Here is a 19615-nt window from a genome sequence, read left to right as displayed (position 1 = left end):
ACGGCCATGCACAGGAAAAAATTACTCATCGTCGGGGGTGGCAATTTGTGTCTGCAGATCCTGCAGATTCTGGCCCCGCGTGACACGTTTCACGTTTACGTTGCTAGCCGGAATCTGGAGAAAACCACGGGGTTGTGCAACCTGATACGTCTCGGTGCATTGCAACTGGGCGTGGTCAGTTCAATCACTCCCATCGAGATGGATCTGTGCGATATCTCCAGGACGGCCGCATCCATCGCTCAGATCAGGCCCGATATCATCGTCAACTGCGCGACCTTGCAGTCATGGCGAATAATCACCGAGCTGCCCACGCCTTTTTTCGTTGCCTTGGATCAAGCGCAGTTTGGCCCCTGGCTACCGATGCACCTCGTGCCCGCATACGACTTGATGCGTGCGGTGAAACAGTCCTGTGTCAGGTCAGTGACCATCAATGCTGCGTTTCCCGATGCGGTCAACGTCGTGCTGGACAAGGTCGGCATGGCACCCGATGTCGGCATAGGCAATGTAGCCAATCTTGTCCCGGCGATACGTTCAGCGATCGCCAAACTCGACGAGTGCACCGCGGATCAGGTCCAGGTCAAACTCATCGCACAGCATTACTTTAGTCATTACGTGCCCCGCGGTAGTTTGCCGAGTGAGGCCAACTACACGTTGTCCTACCGCATCAAGGGTGTCGACCAGACGGGGAAATTCCAGGATGCCGAGATTTTCCGGTGTGTCCGTACGGACTTTCGGCGCTTGGGAGGGGTAGCGGGACAGTTTCTGACAGCAGCCTCGGCGGTCACGGTAATCAGCAATACTCTCTCCACTGACGAAGTGGAAGCACACGCGCCCGGCCCAAACGGCCTGCCGGGTGGTTATCCAGTGAGAATTGGCCTGGGTCGGGTGCAGCTTTCACTGCCCCGCGGTGTTTCCCGGGCTGACGCCATTGAGATCAACCGAAGCTGTCAACGCCAAGACGGTATCGAATCGATAAAAGCCGACGCCAGTGTGACGTTCGAGTCGGAACAGATGGCCGTTATGGAGACGCTGCTGGGCTTCTCCATGCCCAAAATGGAACTTCACGATGCACGCCAGTGGTCCGTCGAGCTGGCACACAAATACAAAGCCTACGCTGATAGAGCCTGGTAACCGCCCCCCTTGAAAGGAATCAAGCCATGTCCACGTTTACCGTGACAGATGATGATGCTGCCAGCACTAACGCTCCCGACGCCAAAGCCAAAGCAGGTTCCGGCGCCTATCCCGACGCCGATTATGCTCATCAATACGACGATGACTTTGTCAGTCGCTGGGACGAGTTGATCGATTGGCAAAAGCGATCCGAAGGTGAGGGCACTTTTTTCATCGATCTGCTGCGCAAGGCGGGTGCTTTCAAGGTGTTGGATGTCTCCACGGGCAGCGGTTTTCACGCGGTGCAGTTGCGCAAGGCGGGGTTTCATGTGGTGGCCTGTGACGGCAGCCCGACGATGGTCAAGCGCGCTGAAGTCAATTTTCGTCGGCATGGTTTGAGTATTCCTATTCGCCAATCCGATTGGCTGGAGCTGGACAGCGAGGTCCTGGGTAAATTCGATGCCGTGGTCTGTCTGGGTAGCTCGCTGTGTCACGTGTTCGATGACACGGCGCGACATCAGGTGCTTCAGCGTTTCAGAAGTCTATTGAACCCGGGTGGTTTGCTGATCATTGATCAGCGCAACTTTCAGGCTATACGGGCTGGTAAGTTCAAGACGTCTGGTCGGTATTACTACTGCGGTAAAACCGCTCATGTGAGCGTCGGCGAGGTGAACGACCATGTTTGCGAGTTCGTGTACACCTTCAGTGATAGCGCCACTTTCCGGTTGCGGGTTTACCCCATTCTTCCCCAGCAACTGAGCGATGAAATAGCGCAGGCAGCGTTCAGTCAGCCCCGATCCTACGGTGATTTCAAACCGATTTACGATGCCATGAACAGCGATTTCATTGTTCATACGGCCATCGCGCTGTAACAGGCATTCAATCGTCGGCAGAACATCAACTTCGAGAGGAAAGATCAATGACAACCTACGCGATAGATGCACGGGCTCCGGGCGTCAATGGGGTCGTTCTGGCAATCGTGCTGACAGGTTTTGTCGCCAGTACTTATGGTTTTGGCGTGTACCTGTTCGCCAGTCTGGTGGTCGATATGCGCCGTGACCTGGGGTTCGGCTATACCGCCGTGGGCCTGATAACCGGGGGCGCGCAGGTAGGGTTTTTGAGCTTTTCGGTTCTGACCAGCTACCTCGGGAGATTTTTCCAGGGGTGGAAAATAAGCCTCTATTCGACCCTCGTCACAGCCCTGTCGCTATTGGGTCTGGCCATGAGCAACAACATCTGGTTGTCGGGTGCGTTGTTGATACTGCTCGGCGGCTGTTCAGCATCGGCCTATATCCCGCTGGCAGAGATCGTGACCAAAAGCTTCTCGGCCAACAAGCGCGCGCGCGTCATGGGGCTGATTTCCAGTGGCACCAGTTACGGGGTGTTCATTAACGGTTTGCTGGTCAGCTCACTCACCTTGCAGGGTGGTTGGCGAAATATCTGGCTGACCGCTGACCGCTGGCCTGGTGTCCTTGGGGTTATGCGTCCTGGCTTACTTCTTACTGCGCAACACGCCATCACCGGCCATTCCGTCGAGTAAGGAATCGGTTGTCGAGCCGAGCGATCAGGAATGGCTGAGCGGCTCCCTCTATTTGATGTGGCTGGTTGCTTTTCTCAATGGCCTGACTCTGCTGCCCTTTCAAACCTACCTGGCCCCGTTCATGCGCGAGGAACTCGGCATCTCCGCCTCCACCGCAGGCCTGGTCTGGTCGACTATTGGAGCGGTGGGTATGGCGGCCGGCTTTCTGGTGGGCTGGATCGCTGATCGAATCGGCGCTCGTCTGGCGTTGATCCTGTGTTTCACCAGCGCCTGTGTGGCGAGCCTCTGCGTCTATCACTTCAACAGTGAGGGCTATTTTTATGTTGCCGGCTTTCTTTTTGCCCTGGCGTTCTATCCGGTTTTCGGCCTGGTGCCTACGTATATCGGCCAGATCGTGGGTGTCAGTCGTCTGACCCAAGCGTTCGGGATCGCCAATGTGCTGATTGGACTAGGCGGGGTGTGCGGCAACTTTCTGGGTGGGGTTTGCAAAGATGTACTGGGCTCGTTCGCCCCCCTTTACATGTTCATTTCAATATTTCTGTTGGTGCAACTGGTGGTGGTCGCCATGCTGCCTAACGTGCGCCAAAGCGACTGATCCATTACCAATGAGTGGCCTCTAAACCAGGGACGGTGCTTCATGAAAACTCAGTGCGTGGGCTCGACTTCGACGTTTAACTTTTTTTCTTCCACCGTTAGCGAGCCTGACATTACCGACTTCAAACAGGCCTCCGTTGTCGTGTGGTTAACCGGCTTGTCGGCTTCAGGAAAGTCGACTATTGCCGGTGCGTTGTACAGCGTGCTGCAGTCCGCCGGTTGCCCCTCTTGCGTTCTCGACGGTGATTCGCTCAGGACCGGTCTGTGCAAAGATTTGGGATTTACCCTGGATGACCGCGCTGAGAATATTCGTCGTGTTGCCGAAGTTGCTGCACTCATGGTCAATGCGGGATTAATGGTGATTGTGGCGCTGATCTCACCGACCTCGGTCTCACGTCATCACGCTCGCTCGATCATTGGCAATGATCGATTCGTCGAAGTGTTTGTCGATGCGCCCTTGAGCGTGGTCGAGGCGCGGGACCCTAAAGGGCTGTATCGCAAAGCCAGGAACGGGCAACTCCGTGACTTCACAGGGATCGACTCCCCTTATGAGGCGCCGGTATGCCCTGAACTGTATATACCGTCTGATTGTGTGACCGTCGAGGAGGCAGTGGATATCATCGTGTCATGGATGTGCACGCGTCTGCGGGGCTGACCGAACCGTTCGGCATCACATTGGAACGCCCCGTCTAAAATAATTGGCAAGCCGTTTTTCTCTGTCATTATTGTTTTTTAAACAGTGACAGGAGTTCGCCATGCCTCTTCGTCTTATGAGCATACATTCGCTTCGCTTGGTGGGGGGTATGGCGGTGCTGGATTTTTTAAACAGTTGCAATGGCCGCCGACCAGGAACGTCATTGGGCGAAGTTGCCGAAAGCTTGTTGACCCTGGAGGACGTCATTTATTGGTTTCAGCATGCGAACTTGATCAGTACGGCTGAACGCGACCATCTTCTGGCATTGATCCCGGCTTCGTCTTATCAGCAGAACAATGCTTATCAGCAGATGATCGCGTTTCGCGAACAGCTATATGGGTTATTTTTCCCTATTGCCGAGGGGCACCGGATAACTCCCGCAGCCCTTGATTCCCTTAATAAAGCCTTGGTGGATGCAGCGCCTTACCGTCAATTGGCGTTGGTGGAGGGCGCTACGACATGGGTGTGGTGTCGTAGCCACACGCTGGAAGAAGTGATAGCAAGCCTGATCGGTCGCTTGGCGGTGCAGGCAGCCTCATTATTAACATCTCCAGAGTTGGCCCGGCTCAAGCTCTGTTCAACCCTTGCCTGCGACTGGCTGTTTCTCGATACCTCGAAAAATGGTCGTCGACGCTGGTGCCAGATGAGTATCTGCGGCAGTCGAGAGAAGGCGAAAAGGGCTTCGACCGCGTATGAGCCTGTTGAGTAGGGCCATGTGGAGTGCTTGGTTTGCCTGTGAGGCGCGTGCAGCGGGTTGAGTTCACTCGTTGTATTTAGCCTGGAGCTGTTTCGCCATTTTCAGGTGCTCCTGCAACGTGATTAATGTCTCTTTGGCGAAGGCAGTGAGTGCTGGCGTCTGCGATGTTCTTACTTCATCTTCAAACAACTGGATGATGGCCTCATGCGCCTTCACCTGGTTGCTGACGTAGGCGTTGTCGAACGACGCACCGCGGTACTGAAGAATCATGTTCTTGGTGCGATCCATCAGCTCGGTTTCGCGCGCCAACGGTACCTTCAATGCTTTAGCGACGGTGGCCAGTTTCTGGTTGGCGTCGGTGTGGTCCTTAATCATCAGTTGAGCAAAGTTTTTCACATCCTCGGATTGGCTTTTTTCCAGCGCCAGTTGGCTGGTCTGGATTACTGCCATGCTTTTGGCCGAGGCATGGTCAACAAAGACCGCCGGGTAAGCCGCATAGGCAGGCGCGCAGGCCATACCGAACAACAGAGCAAAACCGGTCACTCGAAGGATAGAAGAATAGCGCTTCATGCTTGAGTACCTCAGACGGATAAACAACAAGGCTCGGTAAGGCTAACCGATCACGCGCTATGAATGCGTGCTGCGGCGAGGTCTTGGCACCTCACAAAGGGTTTGAAGTCATGGACCCTAAAAGGTTTAACGAATGAGATAAGCAACCGATGAGCGGAGCTGTTCAGTGGTGCTGAAGCGCTTGTTTTCAGCGCGCCACATCCTGATGAGCAAACATCCTCACCGCATCCACGGCATGGCTTGTACCGTCGCTGATTTGCACAATGACCGAGCCGGCCTGATCCGCCAGTTCCACACCTTTGGCTGCGGTGGCCCGTGTATTGTTCATGCTGTCTATGGCCAACTGGGTTTCGCTCTGGATCACCTGAATCATGTCTGATATTTCTGCGGTGGAGCGACTGGTACGCCCTGCCAGTTGCCGGACTTCGTCGGCAACCACTGCGAATCCTCGACCCTGATCTCCAGCCCGAGCGGCTTCAATGGCTGCATTGAGGGCCAGCAAATTGGTTTGGTCGGCGATGCTGCGGATGGTGTTGACGATGGCGCTGATCTGGTCCGAGCGTTCACCCAACTGGGTGATGATCCGGGAGGAATTTTCGATATTCAGGGATATCTGGCGCATCTCACTGGCGGCCTGCTGAATCACTTGTGAGCCTTGCTCGGTAACTTTTTGTGTCTCGACCGAAATGTGAAATGCCTGCGCGGCGCTACGCGCATCCTGTTCATGTTGTTCGACGCGTGCGGTGATATCGGTGGCGAATTTGACCACCTTCCACAGTTTGCCGCTGGCGTCGTATACCGGGTTGTAACTGGCCTCCATCCAGAGGGTCTGGCCGCGCCTGCCAACCCGCTTGAACTGGCCACTGAAAAACTCACCCGTGTTCAAGCATCGCCAGAAATTCGCGTACTCATCACTGTTGATCAGTTCGGGCGGGCACAGCATTCGGTGATGCTGGCCTAGCAGTTCAGTCAGGGTGTAGCCCACCAGTTTCAGAAAGTTTCCATTGGCGGCGAGAATGCGTCCATCCAGATCGAACTCGATCACTGCCATGGAGCGGTCGATGGCCTGAAGCTTGTTTCGCGCCTCAGCTTCCAATTGGACTTTCTGAGTGACGTCCAGGGCATATTTAACGACTTTCACCACCTTGCCCGTGGCGTCCTTGACCGGGTTATAACTGGCTTCGAGCCAGACAGGTTGCCCATCGCCTGCGACGCGGCGAAAAGTCGAGGACACGAAATCCCCCGCCCGCAGACGTGACCACAGCTGCGTGTATTCGTCGCTGTGACCGTACTCGTAAGTGCAGAACAATCGGTGTTCTTTACCGATCACACTCTCTCGTCGATAACGCAGGGTATTGAGAAAGTTGTCGTTGGCGCTGAGCACGGTGCCGTTCAAGTCGAACTCGATGACCGCCATGGAGCGGTCGATGGCCTGCAGCAGACTGGCTTGCTGGGCAATGATTTGCTGCAAGTCATGTATAGCTTTTTTACGTGAGGAAAATAGCATGCTGCACCTGGCTCAGGAAAAAGGCATGGATAAAAGCGCCTGGTCCGTAGCCAATGTGGCGAACAGAAGCCCTCTTACATGGGGTTATGCTAGAAGGCCATCATACGTATTTTGGTCTAAAAAGCTGTAATTAGTTGTACGAAATTTTATTTTTGTACAGCTTGTGGTCATTTGAATTGCATGCTGTTGTTTTGGAGGGGTCGTGAATAAAGTGCGCCCTGAACCTGTCGGCCGTTGCTCGAGCCTAATCCTCAAACCCTACCTGCTCATGTATCTGATCGACTTTCAACTCCAGCCGATAAGCCACGGCGATGAACAACGCCTGGCACAAGCACAGCGTTGCGCTCAGGGAGCGAAAGGCGAAGGAGCTGCCTTCGTTGACCAGCAGTATTGCGTTGGCGCGTTTGGCCAGAGGGGAGAGGTTGCTGTCGGTGATGATCAGGGTCTTGGCTTGATTGTGCTGGGCAATACGCAGGCAGTGTTGGGTTTCTTTGCCATAGGGGGTGAAGCTGATGGCGATGACCAGGTCGTTGGCGCGCACGCTGCGCATTTGCTCGCGATAGCTGCCGCCCAGGCCTGAGATCAGGTGGATGCGCTTGTTGGTGTGCTGCAGGTTGTACACCAAGTAATCGGCGACCGCGAAGGACCGACGCACACCAACCACATAGATATTGTCGGCGTTGACCACCAGATCAACCGCTTTATCGAAGGCTTCATCATCCAGTTCTGCGCCCAGACGCTCCAGCCCGGACAGCGTGGCATTCACACAGTCACGTGCCAGGTCGCCGCCGCTGGCTTTCTGTGACTTGTTGGCGATCATGCTGCGGATGCGCTGCTGGTAGTTCTGAACCGGAGTGGTCTTGTGGGTATAGGCCTCGCGAAACAGCGCCTGCATTTCGCTGAAGCCACTGAAACCGAACCGCTGGGAAAACCGCACGATGGCCGACGGATGCACTTCGCATTCGCGGGCGATATCGCTGATGCGGTCGACCATGATTCGGTCGCTTTGCTGGCTCATGTAGGTCGCAATGCGCTTGAGCTGACGCGGCAAGTTTTCGTATTCAGTGGTGATCAGCTTGAGCAGACCTTCGGCGTTCGCTGGAGGCGTGTCGGCGCTGTTTTCGGGCAAGGCGTGCTGATCAGTGCTGGGCATACGATTCAATCCTTCTGGCTTGCTCTTATAAGTCATTGCGCGCCGAAAGAACCGGCTCTGTGCCCCTGACAATAGACTGTGCAGTTTACAGGGGTTGTGAGTTATATCCTCGTCTGTTTAGCACGAAGTGCCATTACACTAACGCATATTGGAAAAAACATTCTAAATATAAAATTTATAGAATAAATATTGATCGGCGTCGACAGACGTTCTAGTCTGCACCCACCAAGAGCGTTTCGCGCAACCTCGGCGCGCAACGCAGGCTGATAAAAATAACAGGAGCCAGCATGGGCCAGACTCGTTTTGCCAGTGGGCGTCAACTGGATCTGATTTGCCTCGGACGCCTCGGCGTCGATCTTTACGCGCAGCAGGTCGGTGCACGGTTGGAAGATGTCAGCAGTTTTGCCAAATACCTCGGTGGCTCGTCGGCGAACATCGCATTCGGTACGGCTCGTTTGGGGCTCAAATCCGCCATGCTCAGCCGGGTCGGCGACGACCATATGGGCCGCTTCCTTCTCGAGTCACTGGTCCGGGAAGGGTGTGACGTCAGCGGGGTCAAGGTCGATCCGGAACGCTTGACCGCCCTGGTTCTGCTGGGTCTCAAGGACCGCGAAACCTTTCCTTTGGTGTTCTATCGCGAAAACTGCGCAGACATGGCGCTGCGCAGCGAGGACATCAGTGAAACGCTGATTGCTTCCAGTAAAGCGCTGTTGATCACCGGCACCCATTTCTCCACCGATCAGGTATTCAAGGCCAGCAGCGAGGCACTTGATTACGCCGAAAAACACAACGTCAAACGCATCCTCGATATCGACTACCGCCCGGTGTTGTGGGGTTTGGCAAGCAAAGCCGATGGCGAAACCCGGTTCGTCGCTGATCAAAAGGTCAGCCGGCATGTGCAGCGAATTCTGCCGCGCTTCGACCTGATCGTCGGTACCGAAGAAGAGTTTTTGATGGCTGGCGGTTGCAGCGACCTGCTCAGTGCGTTGCGCACGGTGCGTGGACTGACTGCCGCGACACTGGTGGTCAAGCTCGGCCCGCAAGGCTGTACGGTGATTCACGGGGTAATTCCGGCCTGCCTCGAAGATGGCGCGATCTACCCCGGCGTGCGGGTTGAAGTACTGAACGTTCTGGGGGCTGGCGACGCTTTCATGTCGGGTTATCTGAGTGGTTGGCTGAACGATGCCAGCGACGAGCGTTGCTGCCAGTTGGCCAATGCCTGCGGTGGTCTGGTGGTGTCCCGGCATGCCTGCGCACCCGCCATGCCGACCCCGGCGGAACTTGATTATCTGTTCAACAGCCCGGTGCCGATTACTCGCCCGGACCAGGACCCGATGCTGCAGCGCCTGCATCAAGTCAGCGTGCCGCGTAAACAATGGAAGCAGCTGTTTATCTTTGCCTTCGATCATCGTGGGCAACTGGTGGAACTGGCCCAGAAGGCGGGTCGTGACCTGAGCAGCATCAGTCAGCTCAAACAGCTATTTATTCAGGCAGTGGAGCGGGTCGAAATTGATTTGAAACAGCGGGGCATCGACGCCGATGTCGGGGTGTTGGCTGATCAGCGTTTTGGGCAGGATTCACTAAACGCCGCTACCGGTCGAGGCTGGTGGGTCGCCCGCCCAGTGGAGGTGCAGGGCTCACGGCCGCTGATGTTCGAACATGGTCGCTCCATCGGCAGCAATCTGCTGAGCTGGCCTCAGGAACACATCATCAAGTGCCTGGTGCAATTTCATCCCGATGACGAGCCGCTGTTGCGTCTGGAGCAAGAGGCACAGCTCATGGGGCTGTACCAGGCCGCACACGTCAGCGGGCATGAGCTGCTACTGGAAATAATTCCGCCCAAAGATCACCCGTCCCGCCATCCCGATGTGCTCTATCGCGCGCTGAAACGCCTGTACAACCTAGGCATTTTCCCCGCCTGGTGGAAGATCGAAGCGCAGACCGCCGAGGTCTGGCAGCAACTCGATGAGTTGATCAGTGAGCGTGATCCTTATTGCCGAGGAGTGGTGTTGCTGGGCTTGAACGCGCCTGTCGAAGCATTGGCAAATGGCTTCAAGCAAGCTCGCCACAGCAGTAGTTGCCGGGGTTTTGCCGTGGGGCGGACGATCTTTCAGGCGCCGAGTCGGGCCTGGATGGCTGGCGAAATCGATGACGCGACCTTGATCAGCCGCGTGCAAAGCACCTTCGTGTTCTTAATCGAGTCCTGGCGTGAGGCTCGTACCTGACGTCGCCGCTGTGATTTGAAACCTGTCCGTTGAAAACAAAAAAGGTGCAGCCATGCCCGTTTCCGCGCTCTCTCCCACCGGCCCTTCAGCGATCCGGATTGGCATCAACCCGATCTCCTGGAGCAACGATGACCTGCCAGCCCTCGGTGGCGAAACACCTTTAAGCACGGCCCTCAGCGAAGGCAAGGAGATCGGCTACGAAGGCTTCGAACTCAACGGCAAGTTCCCCAAGGACGCCAAGGGTGTCGGCGATGTACTGCGTCCTTACGATCTGGCACTGGTGTCCGGTTGGTATTCCAGCCGTCTGGCCCGACGTTCTGTTGCGGAGGAAATCGAGGCCATTGCCGGTCATGTTCAGTTGCTCGCCGAAAACGGCGCCAACGTTTTAGTGTACGGCGAGGTCGCCGACTCGATTCAAGGCCAGCGCATCCCGCTGGTTGAACGGCCGCGCTTTCACAGCGATCAGGCCTGGCAGGAATACGCCGACAAACTCACCGAGTTGGCACGTTTCACCCTGTCCCAAGGTGTACGCCTGGCCTATCACCACCACATGGGTGCCTACGTCGAATCGCCGCAGGACATCGATAAATTGATGGCCTTGACCGGCAATGAAGTCGGGCTGTTGTTCGATTCGGGTCATTGCTATATGGGCGGAGGCGAGCCGTTGCAGGTGCTGACAACACACCTCCAGCGCATCTGCCATGTGCACTTCAAGGACGTGCGCAAGCCGGTCGTGCAACTGGCGCGCAACAACCTGTGGAGCTTCCCCGACTGCATCATCAACGGCACATTCACCGTGCCGGGGGATGGCGATATCGACTTCGCAGCGTTGCTCGACGTGCTGTTGGCTGCGGACTACAGCGGCTGGCTTGTGGTCGAGGCGGAGCAGGATCCGGCTGTCGCGCCGAGTTACGCCTACGCAAAAAAAGGCTACGAAACGTTGCGCGGTCTGCTGACCCATGCTCAGAAAAGGAGCGCCGGACAATGAGCCTGTTGGTCAAAAGCAAGCCTGAAGGCCGCACCCTGGTCGAACTCGGTGCTGGAGTTTTGGAGTACGTGGGCTTCGCCGCCTATCGTCTGACGGTCGGCGAAAGTCTGCCAGTCAGTGCCGGGGACAAAGAACTGTGTCTGGTCCTGCTCAGCGGGCGGGTTAGCATCAAGGGTGAGGCGCCGGGGCAGGGTGGTTTTCAGTGGGAAAACATCGGAGATCGCAAGTCGGTCTTCGAAGATAAATCGCCGTTCGCGGTGTACCTGCCGCCCCATAGCCAAGCCCAAATAACCGCGCTCAGCGCTGTGCAGGTCGCGGTCTGCGCAGCCCCTGGCGATGTCACGAAAAATCTGTCTGCGCGCTTGATCACTCCCGGCAGCATGAAACGCAGCACGCGGGGCAAGGCGGCCAATACCCGTTATGTCTGCGACATCCTTCCCGATACTGAGCCAGCGCATTCATTGCTGGTGGTGGAAGTGCGCACACCGTCCGGGCATTCGTCGAGTTATCCACCGCACAAACACGATCAGGACGACCTGCCGCACGAAAGTTTTCTGGAAGAAACCTATTACCACCAGATCAACCCACCTCAGGGTTTCGTGTTCCAGCGCGTGTACACCGATGATCGCAGCCTTGATCAGTCGATGGCCGTGGAAAACAACGATCTGGTGACCGTGCCCAAGGGCTATCACCCGGTCAGTGTGCCGTATGGCTACGAGTCCTATTACCTGAACGTAATGGCCGGGCCGAAGCGCGCCTGGCAATTTCATAACGATCCCCAGCACAGCTGGCTGCTGGATCTTTGATTCTGTTTTTTTAGTGTTTAAATTGAGTGCGAGGAGCAGCGGCATGAGCGAGTCCCCGGTTATCGGCCATTACATCAATGGCAAGGTGCAAGAAGGCGCCAGCGAGCGCTACAGCAACGTGTTCAATCCGGCGACCGGCAGCGTGCAGGCACGGGTCGCGCTGGCAACCTTGAAAACCGTAGACGAGGCCGTCGCTGCTGCGCTGGCGGCGTTCCCGGCCTGGGCCGATCAGTCGTCCCTGCGCCGTGCGCGGGTGATGTTCAAGTTCAAGGAGCTGCTCGATCAGCACCACGACGAGCTGGCGGAAATCATTAGCCGCGAACATGGCAAGGTGTTCTCCGACGCCAAGGGCGAAGTGACGCGCGGGATCGAAATCGTCGAGTTCGCCTGCGGTGCGCCGAGCCTGTTGAAAACCGACTTCAGTGACAACATCGGTGGCGGCATCGACAACTGGAACCTGCGTCAGCCACTCGGCGTTTGTGCCGGGGTCACACCGTTCAACTTTCCGGTGATGGTGCCGCTGTGGATGATTCCCATGGCGCTGGTTACCGGCAACGCTTTCATTCTAAAACCTTCCGAACGCGATCCGTCGGCCAGCCTGTTGATGGCGCGATTGCTCACCGAAGCGGGTCTGCCTGATGGTGTGTTCAACGTGGTGCAGGGCGACAAGGTGGCGGTTGACGGCTTGCTGCAACACCCGGACATCGAGGCGATTTCTTTCGTCGGCTCGACGCCGATTGCCGAGTACATCTACCAACAAGGGACTTCCCGGGGCAAGCGTGTACAAGCCTTGGGCGGGGCCAAGAACCACATGATCGTTATGCCTGACGCCGACCTGGACCAAGCGGCCGACGCACTGATCGGCGCGGCTTACGGTTCGGCGGGCGAGCGCTGCATGGCGATTTCCATTGCGGTGGCGGTGGGTGATGTGGGTGATCGTCTGATTGAAAAGCTGCTGCCACGTATTGATCAGCTCAAGGTCGGCAACGGCATGCAGAGCGACATCGACATGGGCCCGCTGGTGACCGACGTGCACAAGGCCAAGGTCGAGGGCTTCATTGATCAGGGTGTGGCGCAGGGCGCGCAACTGCTCGTCGATGGACGCCACTTCACGGTGCCGGGCGCCGAACAGGGCTTTTTTGTCGGCGCCACACTGTTCGATAACGTCACGCCTGAAATGAGCATCTATAAAGAAGAAATTTTCGGTCCGGTGCTCGGCATCGTCCGCGTAGCAGATTTCGCCAGCGCGGTGGCGCTGATCAATGCCCATGAATTTGGCAACGGCGTGTCGTGCTTCACCCGTGACGGCGGCATTGCTCGCGCATTCGCCCGCACGATCAAGGTTGGCATGGTCGGTATCAATGTGCCTATCCCCGTGCCCATGGCCTGGCATTCGTTTGGCGGCTGGAAGCGCTCGCTGTTCGGCGATCACCACGCCTATGGCGAAGAAGGCATGCGTTTCTATAGCCGCTACAAAAGCGTAATGCAGCGCTGGCCCGACAGCATCGCCAACGGCCCCGAATTCAGTATGCCGACCGCTAAATAAATCGTGTGCGCGTGGACATTTTGGAGAACAAGAACAATGAACCATCCCCTGCGTTTTGCCTTGAACCGTATGGTTGCCCCACGCTTGTCACTGGCGGATTTCGTTGCGCTGGCAGTGACCTTGAAAGCCGATGCCATTGAAATTCGCAATGACCTTAAAGGCATCGAGATCGAGGACGGAACTGCTCCACAGACCGTCCGCGATCTGTGCGCCGCACAGGGTATTCGCGTGTTGTCGATCAATGCCCTTTACCCCTTCGATGTGTGGAATGACCAACGCCGTGCCCAGGCACTGAAGCTGGCGGCCTATGCCCGTGAGTGTGGGGCCGAAGCAGTGGTGCTCTGCCCGTCGAACGACCGCGCCGATCAGCGCAACGCTGCTGAGCGCGCTGCGGGTTTGCGCACGGCGTTGAGCGCACTGGCGCCGATCCTGCGCGAGTACGGCATTCTTGGGTTCGTCGAACCGCTGGGTTTTGAAGAGTGTTCGTTGCGCCGCAAGCGTCAAGCGGTGGATGCGATCAAGGCGGTCGGCGGGCTGGATGTGTTTCGTCTGGTACACGACACCTTTCACCACCATCTGGCGGGTGAACAAGAATTTTTTGCCGACTTGACCGGACTGGTGCACATCTCAGGGGTCGAAGATGACGCAGTGCCGCTGGCGAGCATTCGTGACGGGCATCGGGTGCTGGTCGGCGAGGCGGACATTCTCGGCAACGCCGCCCAGATCGAGCGTTTGCTCGGAGACGGTTATGCCGGGCATTTGTCCTTCGAACCGTTCGCCAACAGCGTGCATGAACTGACCGACATCCAGCAGGCGGTCTCGGCGAGCATGGCTTACTTGCAGCGGTGATTGTGCTGACCTCATCGCAGGCAAGCCTGCTCCCACAGTAGATCGCGAGGGAATCAAGCATGAAGACCACACGTTTAACCATGGCCCAGGCGCTGGTGAAGTTTCTTGATAACCAGTACGTCGAAGTCGACGGGGTTCAGAGTAAATTCGTCGTCGGGATTTTCACCATCTTTGGGCACGGCAATGTGCTGGGCATCGGCCAGGCGCTAGAGCAGGACAGCGGCCAGTTGATCGTCCATCAGGGCCGCAATGAACAGGGCATGTGCCACGCAGCCATTGGTTTCGCCAAACAGAACCTGCGGCGCAAGATCTACGCGTGTTCGTCATCGGTGGGGCCGGGGGCAGCGAACATGCTGACTGCGGCCGCCACGGCTACCGCCAATCGCATCCCGCTGCTGCTGTTGCCGGGCGATGTCTACGCCAGCCGTCAGCCAGACCCGGTGCTGCAACAGATTGAGCAGTTTCACGATCTGAGCATCAGCACCAATGATGCGTTCAAGGCAGTGAGCAAATATTGGGACCGGATCAACCGTCCCGAGCAATTGATGAGCGCGGCGCTCAATGCTATGCGCGTGCTGACTGATCCTGCTGAAACCGGCGCCGTCACCCTCGCGCTGCCTCAGGATGTACAGGCCGAAGCCTATGACTACCCTGACAGCTTCCTGCAAAAGCGTGTGCACCGCATCGACCGTCGCCCGGCCAGCGATGCCATGCTCGGCGATGCATTGGCGTTGCTCAAAGGCAAACGTAAACCGTTGCTGGTGTGCGGCGGCGGGGTGCGTTACTCCGGTGCGGCCGAGGCGTTGCAGGCGTTTGCCGAACGCTTTGATATTCCGTTCGCCGAAACCCAGGCCGGCAAAAGCGCCATCGTCTCGGCGCATAGGCTGAACCTCGGTGGCTTGGGCGAGACCGGTTCGTTGGCCGCCAACCTGTTGGCCAAGGAGGCTGACGTGATCATCGGCGTGGGCACCCGTTACAGCGATTTCACCACCGCATCCAAATGGTTGTTCCAGAATCCCGAGGTGCAGTTCCTCAACCTCAACGTCAGTGCGTTTGATGCGCAGAAACTGGATGGGGTGCAGGTGCTGGCCGACGCCAAAGTGGCACTGGAGGCGCTGACCGAAGCGCTGGAACAAAGCGGCTATCGCTCGGCCTGGGGTGACCAGCCACAACAGGCGCGGGCGCAGTTGGAGGCCGAAGTGAACCGTCTCTACGCGGTCGAATACCAGACTCAAGATTTCGTCCCGGAAATCAACGACCATCTCGACCCTGCGGTGTTGCGCGAATTTATCGAGCTGACCGGGTCTTGCCTGACCCAAAGTCGGGTGCTGGGCGTGCTGAATCAGAACCTGCCCAGCGACGCGGTGATCGTTGCTGCGGCGGGCAGTTTGCCAGGGGATCTGCAACGGGCGTGGCGCAGCACCGGGGTTAACACCTACCACGTCGAATACGGCTATTCGTGCATGGGCTACGAGGTCAATGCCGCGTTGGGGGTCAAGCTGGCCGAGCCCCAGCGAGAGGTCTATGCACTGGTCGGCGACGGCTCTTACATGATGCTGCACTCCGAGCTGGCCACGTCGATTCAGGAGCGACGCAAGGTCAACGTCATCCTGCTCGACAATATGACCTTCGGCTGCATCAACAACCTGCAAGTGGAACACGGGATGGACAGCTTTGGCACCGAATTCCGTTTCCGTAACCCGGAAACCGGCAAGCTCGATGGCGAATTCGTGCCTGTGGATTTCGCCATGAGCGCTGCGGCCTACGGCTGCAAGACCTACAAGGTGAATACCCTTTCTGAGCTGGAAGCGGCACTGATCGATGCGCAGAAACAAACCGTGTCGACGCTGATTGATATCAAGGTCCTGCCCAAGACCATGATCCACAAATACCTGTCCTGGTGGCGGGTGGGGGTGGCCGAAGTGTCGACCAAAGGCTCGACGGCCCAGGTCTTCGAAAAGCTGAATAAAGAGTTGGCGAAAGCCCGCAAATACTGAGAACCCCTCCAGCGACCTGAAACACATCCAAGAGAGTACTGACATGGCATTGAAATTAGGCGTAATCGGCACCGGGGCAATCGGCCAGGACCATATCCGGCGCTGCAGCCAGACCCTGCTGGGCAGTCAGGTCGTGGCCCTGACCGATATCAATCTGGAACAGGCCGCCAAGGTCGCCCGCGACCTGAACCTGACTGCCGAGGTATATGCCGACGGGCACACACTGATCCAGTCGCCGGAAGTCGAAGCGGTGCTGGTCACCTCCTGGGGGCCGAGCCATGAAGCGTTTGTGCTGGCAGCGATTGCCGCTGGCAAGCCGGTATTCTGCGAGAAGCCACTGGCGGTGACGGCTGAGGGCTGTCGGCGGATCGTCGAGGCCGAAATCGCCCACGGCAAACGACTGGTTCAGGTTGGCTTCATGCGCCCTTACGATGAAGGCTATCGCGCCCTCAAAGCAGTGATCGACAGTGGCCAGATCGGCGAACCCTTGATGCTGCACTGTGCTCACCGCAACCCGACTGTCGGCGAGAATTACAAGACGGACATGGCAATCACCGACACCTTGATCCATGAGATCGACGTGCTGCGCTGGTTGCTCAATGATGACTATGTGTCAGTGCAGGTGGTGTTCCCACGCAAGTCTGGCAAGGCCTTCGCTCACCTTAAGGACCCGCAGATCGTTCTGCTGGAAACCGCCAAAGGCACACGCATTGATGTCGAAGTGTTCGTTAATTGCCAATACGGTTATGACATCCAGTGCGAAGTCGTGGGTGAAACCGGGATCGCCCGATTGCCGGAGCCTTCGCAAGTGCAACTGCGTAGCGGGGCGAAGCTCTCCACCTCGATCTTGATGGACTGGAAGGACCGCTTCATCGCCGCCTATGACGTCGAATTGCAGGCGTTTATCGATGGCGTACAGGCAGGCCAGGTCGGGGGGCCGTCAGCTTGGGATGGCTATGCGGCGGCGGTCACCGCTGATGCGTGCATCGAAGCGCAGAGCAGCGGTGCTATCGTCCCGGTGAGCTTGCCGGAGCGCCCTGCTTTTTATGCCTGATAGAAGGCTTTCGCGAATGAATCGGCACGCACGGAAGGAAATTCAATCTTCTGTAGGAGCAATCGGGACGCGCAGTCTTATCCGCGAAGACGTTGGTACAAACCCCCAGAAATTTGAATTTGAAACACCAGACAACAGGAGTGCCCGATGCGCATTGGATTAGTGGGATATGGCAAGGGTGGGCGCTATTTTCACGCGCCTTTGATCGCCAGTTTGCCCGGTGCGACGTTTGTCGGCGTGGTTACCCGTTCGCCAGAGCGTCGTCGGGAACTGACGCAGGATCACCCAAAAGTGGTGGCGTTCGACAGCCTCGCCGATCTGGTCTCCGCGGGGGTCGATGCCGTGGTGATTTCCACGCCATTGGCATCGCGCAAGGCGCTGATCCTTGAGGCTATTGAACTGGGCGTGGCGGTGGTCAGCGACAAACCCTTTGTCAGCGATGCCACGCAGGCTTGCGAATTGGTCCTGGCCGCCGAGGAGAAAGGCGTGTTGCTTAGCGTTTATCAGAACCGACGTTGGGATTCCGACTTCCTTACGGTGCGCAAACTGATCGACAACGGCGTGTTGGGCGAAATCAGCCGATTCGAATCCAGGGTCGAACGTTACTCGCCTAAATCGGTGGGCAAGGTGAGTGGTGGTGGGATGCTGCGTGATCTGGGTAGCCATCTGGTGGACCAGGCGCTGTTGTTGTTTGGGCCGGTATCACGGGTCTATGCCGAGCTGGATTTCGCCACCCGGGACACACCGCTCGATCATGCTTTTTTTGTTTCTCTAACCCATGCCAGTGGTGTGGTTTCGCACCTGTGGGGCAGCTGTTTGCAGAACTGCCCTGGGCCGCGCTTCCGGGTCAGTGGATCAGCAGGCTGTTACAGCGTCGAAGGTCTGGACGGGCAGGAAGCGGCCTTGCTGGCCGGTCTGTCACCCAAAAGTGAAGGCGACAGCTGGGGCGTCGAGGAGCATCGACGCTGGGGGTGGTTCGAGCAAGGCGAGCAGCGCGAGCGCATCCCCTCCGAGCGCGGTTGCTGGGACGCGTTTTATCGCCAGCTACAGGACGCAGTTGGGGGCAGGGGGGCAAACCCGGTCGATCCGCGTGATGCGGTGGCGTCGGCAGTAGTGCTGGATGCAGCCCGTTTAAGTGCTGAACAGGGGAGGGTGGTGGATCTATCGGTTTGATAGTCCGGTTACTTCTGCAGTTAAAATAAAAATAGAAAAATATTCTAAAATTAATTGATATAGAAATTATTTTCCAATAGAGTCGTTTCCAGGTTATCCATAAAACAAAAGCAACAGTTGGAGACAGACCGATCATGAAGACCAGGATTCGCTTCACCTCTCTTGCCTTGGCGCTGATGCTCAGTAGCGGGGCCGCTTTGGCCGATCTGAAAATTGGCGTGAGCATGTCGCAGTTCGACGATACCTGGCTAACCTACTTGCGCGAGTCAATGGACAAGAAAGCCAGGTCCATGCCAGGCGGCGTCAACTTGCAATTCGAAGACGCCCGCAGCGATGTGGTCAAGCAGTTGAGTCAGGTCGAGAACTTCATCAGCCAAAAAGTCGACGCGATTGTGGTCAACCCGGTGGACACCGCCGCCACCCAAAAAATTACCGCCGCCGCGGTCAAGGCCGGTATCCCGCTGGTTTATGTCAACCGCAGACCCGATGATCTGAACCTGCCCAAGGGCGTGGTCACGGTTGCCTCCAATGACCAAGAGGCCGGTCAGATGCAGATGCAGTACCTGGCCGACAAGATGGGGGGCAAAGGCAATATTGTGATCCTGCTGGGGGATCTGGCGAACAACTCTACTCAGAACCGCACCAAAGGCGTTAAAGAAGTGCTCGCCAACTACCCGGACATCAAAATTACCCAAGAGCAGACCGGCACGTGGCTGCGCCAGAAGGGCATGGACCTGACCAACGACTGGATTACTCAGGGCAAAAAGTTCGATGCGGTTGTCGCCAACAATGACGAAATGGCGATTGGCGCTTCCATGGCACTCAAACAGGCTGGCGTTGAACAGGGTTCGGTCTTGATCGCAGGTATCGACGGCGCGCCTGATGGCTTGCACGCGGTGAAGAAAGGGACGCTGACCATGTCGGTGTTCCAGGATGCCAAGGGCCAGGCCGATGGCTCGATCGACACCGCGGTGAAAATGGCCAGGCACGAACCCGTGGAACACGCTGTCTGGGTACCCTATCGCTTGATCACCCCGGAAAATGTCGATTCGTTCAAATAGCAGCTCTTTTTCTTCTTCCCAAAAATAATAATGTCGCTTGAGGAGCCTGTC

Annotated in this window: 17 protein-coding genes and 2 pseudogenes; 15 read left to right on the top strand and 4 right to left on the bottom strand. The window is 57.1% G+C overall.

Annotation, left to right across the window (positions count from 1 at the left end):
- Nucleotides 1-6: 6 nt before the first annotated feature.
- The 6 genes from RGU44_RS11275 (at nt 7) to RGU44_RS11255 (ending at nt 4647) form a co-directional block, all read left to right on the top strand.
- Nucleotides 7-1131, top strand: coding sequence for a hypothetical protein (locus RGU44_RS11275; protein ID WP_322217148.1), 1125 nt, complete (start codon nt 7-9; stop codon nt 1129-1131).
- Nucleotides 1132-1157: 26 nt separating this feature from the next.
- Nucleotides 1158-1982, top strand: coding sequence for a class I SAM-dependent methyltransferase (locus tag RGU44_RS11270; protein WP_322178320.1), 825 nt, complete (start codon nt 1158-1160; stop codon nt 1980-1982).
- A 47-nt stretch (nt 1983-2029) separates the two neighbouring features.
- Entirely contained in the window at nt 2030-2650 is a 621-nt protein-coding gene (locus RGU44_RS25060; RefSeq protein WP_416194623.1) for an MFS transporter, read from the top strand.
- On the top strand, nt 2583-3245 hold the full coding sequence (locus tag RGU44_RS25055) for an MFS transporter (protein WP_416194622.1): 663 nt from the start codon (nt 2583-2585) through the stop codon (nt 3243-3245). Before RGU44_RS25060 ends, RGU44_RS25055 begins: the two co-directional genes overlap by 68 nt.
- 42 nt (nt 3246-3287) lie before the next feature.
- Nucleotides 3288-3899: an adenylyl-sulfate kinase gene (gene cysC, locus RGU44_RS11260; protein ID WP_322178322.1), complete on the top strand. Its 612-nt coding sequence runs from the start codon at nt 3288-3290 to the stop codon at nt 3897-3899.
- 100 nt (nt 3900-3999) lie between these two features.
- Entirely contained in the window at nt 4000-4647 is a 648-nt protein-coding gene (locus RGU44_RS11255) for a CGNR zinc finger domain-containing protein (protein WP_322178323.1), read from the top strand.
- A gap of 51 nt (nt 4648-4698) precedes the next feature.
- On the opposite strand, the gene RGU44_RS11250 is transcribed toward RGU44_RS11255, so the two are convergent.
- The 4 genes and pseudogenes from RGU44_RS11250 to RGU44_RS11240 form a co-directional block, all read right to left on the bottom strand.
- Complete coding sequence (locus tag RGU44_RS11250) at nt 4699-5205, bottom strand: DUF4142 domain-containing protein (RefSeq protein WP_322178324.1); 507 nt, start codon at nt 5203-5205, stop codon at nt 4699-4701.
- 187 nt (nt 5206-5392) lie between these two features.
- Nucleotides 5393-5830: pseudogene (locus RGU44_RS25050) on the bottom strand (methyl-accepting chemotaxis protein); the annotation flags it as partial.
- 108 nt (nt 5831-5938) lie between these two features.
- Nucleotides 5939-6712: pseudogene (locus RGU44_RS25045) on the bottom strand (PAS domain-containing protein); the annotation flags it as partial.
- A gap of 244 nt (nt 6713-6956) precedes the next feature.
- Complete coding sequence (locus tag RGU44_RS11240) at nt 6957-7865, bottom strand: MurR/RpiR family transcriptional regulator (RefSeq protein ID WP_322217142.1); 909 nt, start codon at nt 7863-7865, stop codon at nt 6957-6959.
- 287 nt (nt 7866-8152) lie between these two features.
- Here RGU44_RS11240 and RGU44_RS11235 point away from each other — a divergent pair, with 287 nt between their 5' ends.
- The 9 genes from RGU44_RS11235 to RGU44_RS11195 all read left to right on the top strand — a co-directional run bounded on the left by RGU44_RS11235 (nt 8153) and on the right by RGU44_RS11195 (nt 19564).
- Nucleotides 8153-10090, top strand: a complete 1938-nt coding sequence (locus tag RGU44_RS11235) for a bifunctional 5-dehydro-2-deoxygluconokinase/5-dehydro-2-deoxyphosphogluconate aldolase (protein ID WP_322217139.1) — start codon at nt 8153-8155, stop codon at nt 10088-10090.
- Between the two features lie 52 nt (nt 10091-10142).
- Nucleotides 10143-11078: a myo-inosose-2 dehydratase gene (gene iolE, locus RGU44_RS11230; protein ID WP_322178328.1), complete on the top strand. Its 936-nt coding sequence runs from the start codon at nt 10143-10145 to the stop codon at nt 11076-11078.
- Nucleotides 11075-11884, top strand: coding sequence for a 5-deoxy-glucuronate isomerase (gene iolB / locus RGU44_RS11225; protein ID WP_322178329.1), 810 nt, complete (start codon nt 11075-11077; stop codon nt 11882-11884). The genes iolE and iolB overlap by 4 nt, the downstream gene beginning before the upstream one ends.
- Nucleotides 11885-11927: 43 nt before the next feature.
- The gene (locus RGU44_RS11220) at nt 11928-13430 is read left to right on the top strand and encodes a CoA-acylating methylmalonate-semialdehyde dehydrogenase (protein WP_322178330.1); all 1503 of its coding nucleotides are present in this window, start codon (nt 11928-11930) and stop codon (nt 13428-13430) included.
- Nucleotides 13431-13466: 36 nt separating this feature from the next.
- Nucleotides 13467-14279 (top strand): TIM barrel protein, encoded by an 813-nt coding sequence (locus tag RGU44_RS11215; protein ID WP_322217136.1) that lies wholly within the window; start codon nt 13467-13469, stop codon nt 14277-14279.
- Between the two features lie 59 nt (nt 14280-14338).
- Complete coding sequence (gene iolD, locus RGU44_RS11210) at nt 14339-16276, top strand: 3D-(3,5/4)-trihydroxycyclohexane-1,2-dione acylhydrolase (decyclizing) (protein WP_322217133.1); 1938 nt, start codon at nt 14339-14341, stop codon at nt 16274-16276.
- Between the two features lie 43 nt (nt 16277-16319).
- Nucleotides 16320-17330, top strand: coding sequence for a Gfo/Idh/MocA family oxidoreductase (locus RGU44_RS11205; protein WP_322178333.1), 1011 nt, complete (start codon nt 16320-16322; stop codon nt 17328-17330).
- Between the two features lie 147 nt (nt 17331-17477).
- Nucleotides 17478-18503, top strand: a complete 1026-nt coding sequence (locus tag RGU44_RS11200; protein ID WP_322178334.1) for a Gfo/Idh/MocA family oxidoreductase — start codon at nt 17478-17480, stop codon at nt 18501-18503.
- A 134-nt stretch (nt 18504-18637) separates the two neighbouring features.
- Nucleotides 18638-19564 carry a sugar ABC transporter substrate-binding protein gene (locus RGU44_RS11195; RefSeq protein ID WP_322178335.1) on the top strand — a complete coding sequence of 309 codons (927 nt, stop codon included), beginning with the start codon at nt 18638-18640 and terminating at the stop codon, nt 19562-19564.
- Nucleotides 19565-19615 lie beyond the last annotated feature (51 nt).

Origin of the sequence: Pseudomonas sp. 5C2 (assembly GCF_034314155.1) — a bacterium.
In the GTDB taxonomy this organism is placed as follows: Bacteria; Pseudomonadota; Gammaproteobacteria; order Pseudomonadales; family Pseudomonadaceae; genus Aquipseudomonas.
Note: the sequence above shows the minus strand (reverse complement) of the source record. Positions and strands in the feature narration are given on the sequence as shown.

Bases quoted from the DNA above. Each gene is read 5' to 3' on its own strand.
- RGU44_RS11275 (WP_322217148.1), top strand. From the start codon at position 7: ATGCACAGGAAAAAATTACTCATCGTCGGGGGTGGCAATTTGTGTCTG.
- RGU44_RS11270 (WP_322178320.1), top strand. From the start codon at position 1,158: ATGTCCACGTTTACCGTGACAGATGATGATGCTGCCAGCACTAACGCT.
- RGU44_RS25060 (WP_416194623.1), top strand. From the start codon at position 2,030: ATGACAACCTACGCGATAGATGCACGGGCTCCGGGCGTCAATGGGGTC.
- cysC (WP_322178322.1), top strand. From the start codon at position 3,288: ATGAAAACTCAGTGCGTGGGCTCGACTTCGACGTTTAACTTTTTTTCT.
- RGU44_RS11255 (WP_322178323.1), top strand. From the start codon at position 4,000: ATGCCTCTTCGTCTTATGAGCATACATTCGCTTCGCTTGGTGGGGGGT.
- RGU44_RS11250 (WP_322178324.1), bottom strand. From the start codon at position 5,205: ATGAAGCGCTATTCTTCTATCCTTCGAGTGACCGGTTTTGCTCTGTTG.
- RGU44_RS11240 (WP_322217142.1), bottom strand. From the start codon at position 7,865: ATGCCCAGCACTGATCAGCACGCCTTGCCCGAAAACAGCGCCGACACG.
- RGU44_RS11235 (WP_322217139.1), top strand. From the start codon at position 8,153: ATGGGCCAGACTCGTTTTGCCAGTGGGCGTCAACTGGATCTGATTTGC.
- iolE (WP_322178328.1), top strand. From the start codon at position 10,143: ATGCCCGTTTCCGCGCTCTCTCCCACCGGCCCTTCAGCGATCCGGATT.
- iolB (WP_322178329.1), top strand. From the start codon at position 11,075: ATGAGCCTGTTGGTCAAAAGCAAGCCTGAAGGCCGCACCCTGGTCGAA.
- RGU44_RS11220 (WP_322178330.1), top strand. From the start codon at position 11,928: ATGAGCGAGTCCCCGGTTATCGGCCATTACATCAATGGCAAGGTGCAA.
- RGU44_RS11215 (WP_322217136.1), top strand. From the start codon at position 13,467: ATGAACCATCCCCTGCGTTTTGCCTTGAACCGTATGGTTGCCCCACGC.
- iolD (WP_322217133.1), top strand. From the start codon at position 14,339: ATGAAGACCACACGTTTAACCATGGCCCAGGCGCTGGTGAAGTTTCTT.
- RGU44_RS11205 (WP_322178333.1), top strand. From the start codon at position 16,320: ATGGCATTGAAATTAGGCGTAATCGGCACCGGGGCAATCGGCCAGGAC.
- RGU44_RS11200 (WP_322178334.1), top strand. From the start codon at position 17,478: ATGCGCATTGGATTAGTGGGATATGGCAAGGGTGGGCGCTATTTTCAC.
- RGU44_RS11195 (WP_322178335.1), top strand. From the start codon at position 18,638: ATGAAGACCAGGATTCGCTTCACCTCTCTTGCCTTGGCGCTGATGCTC.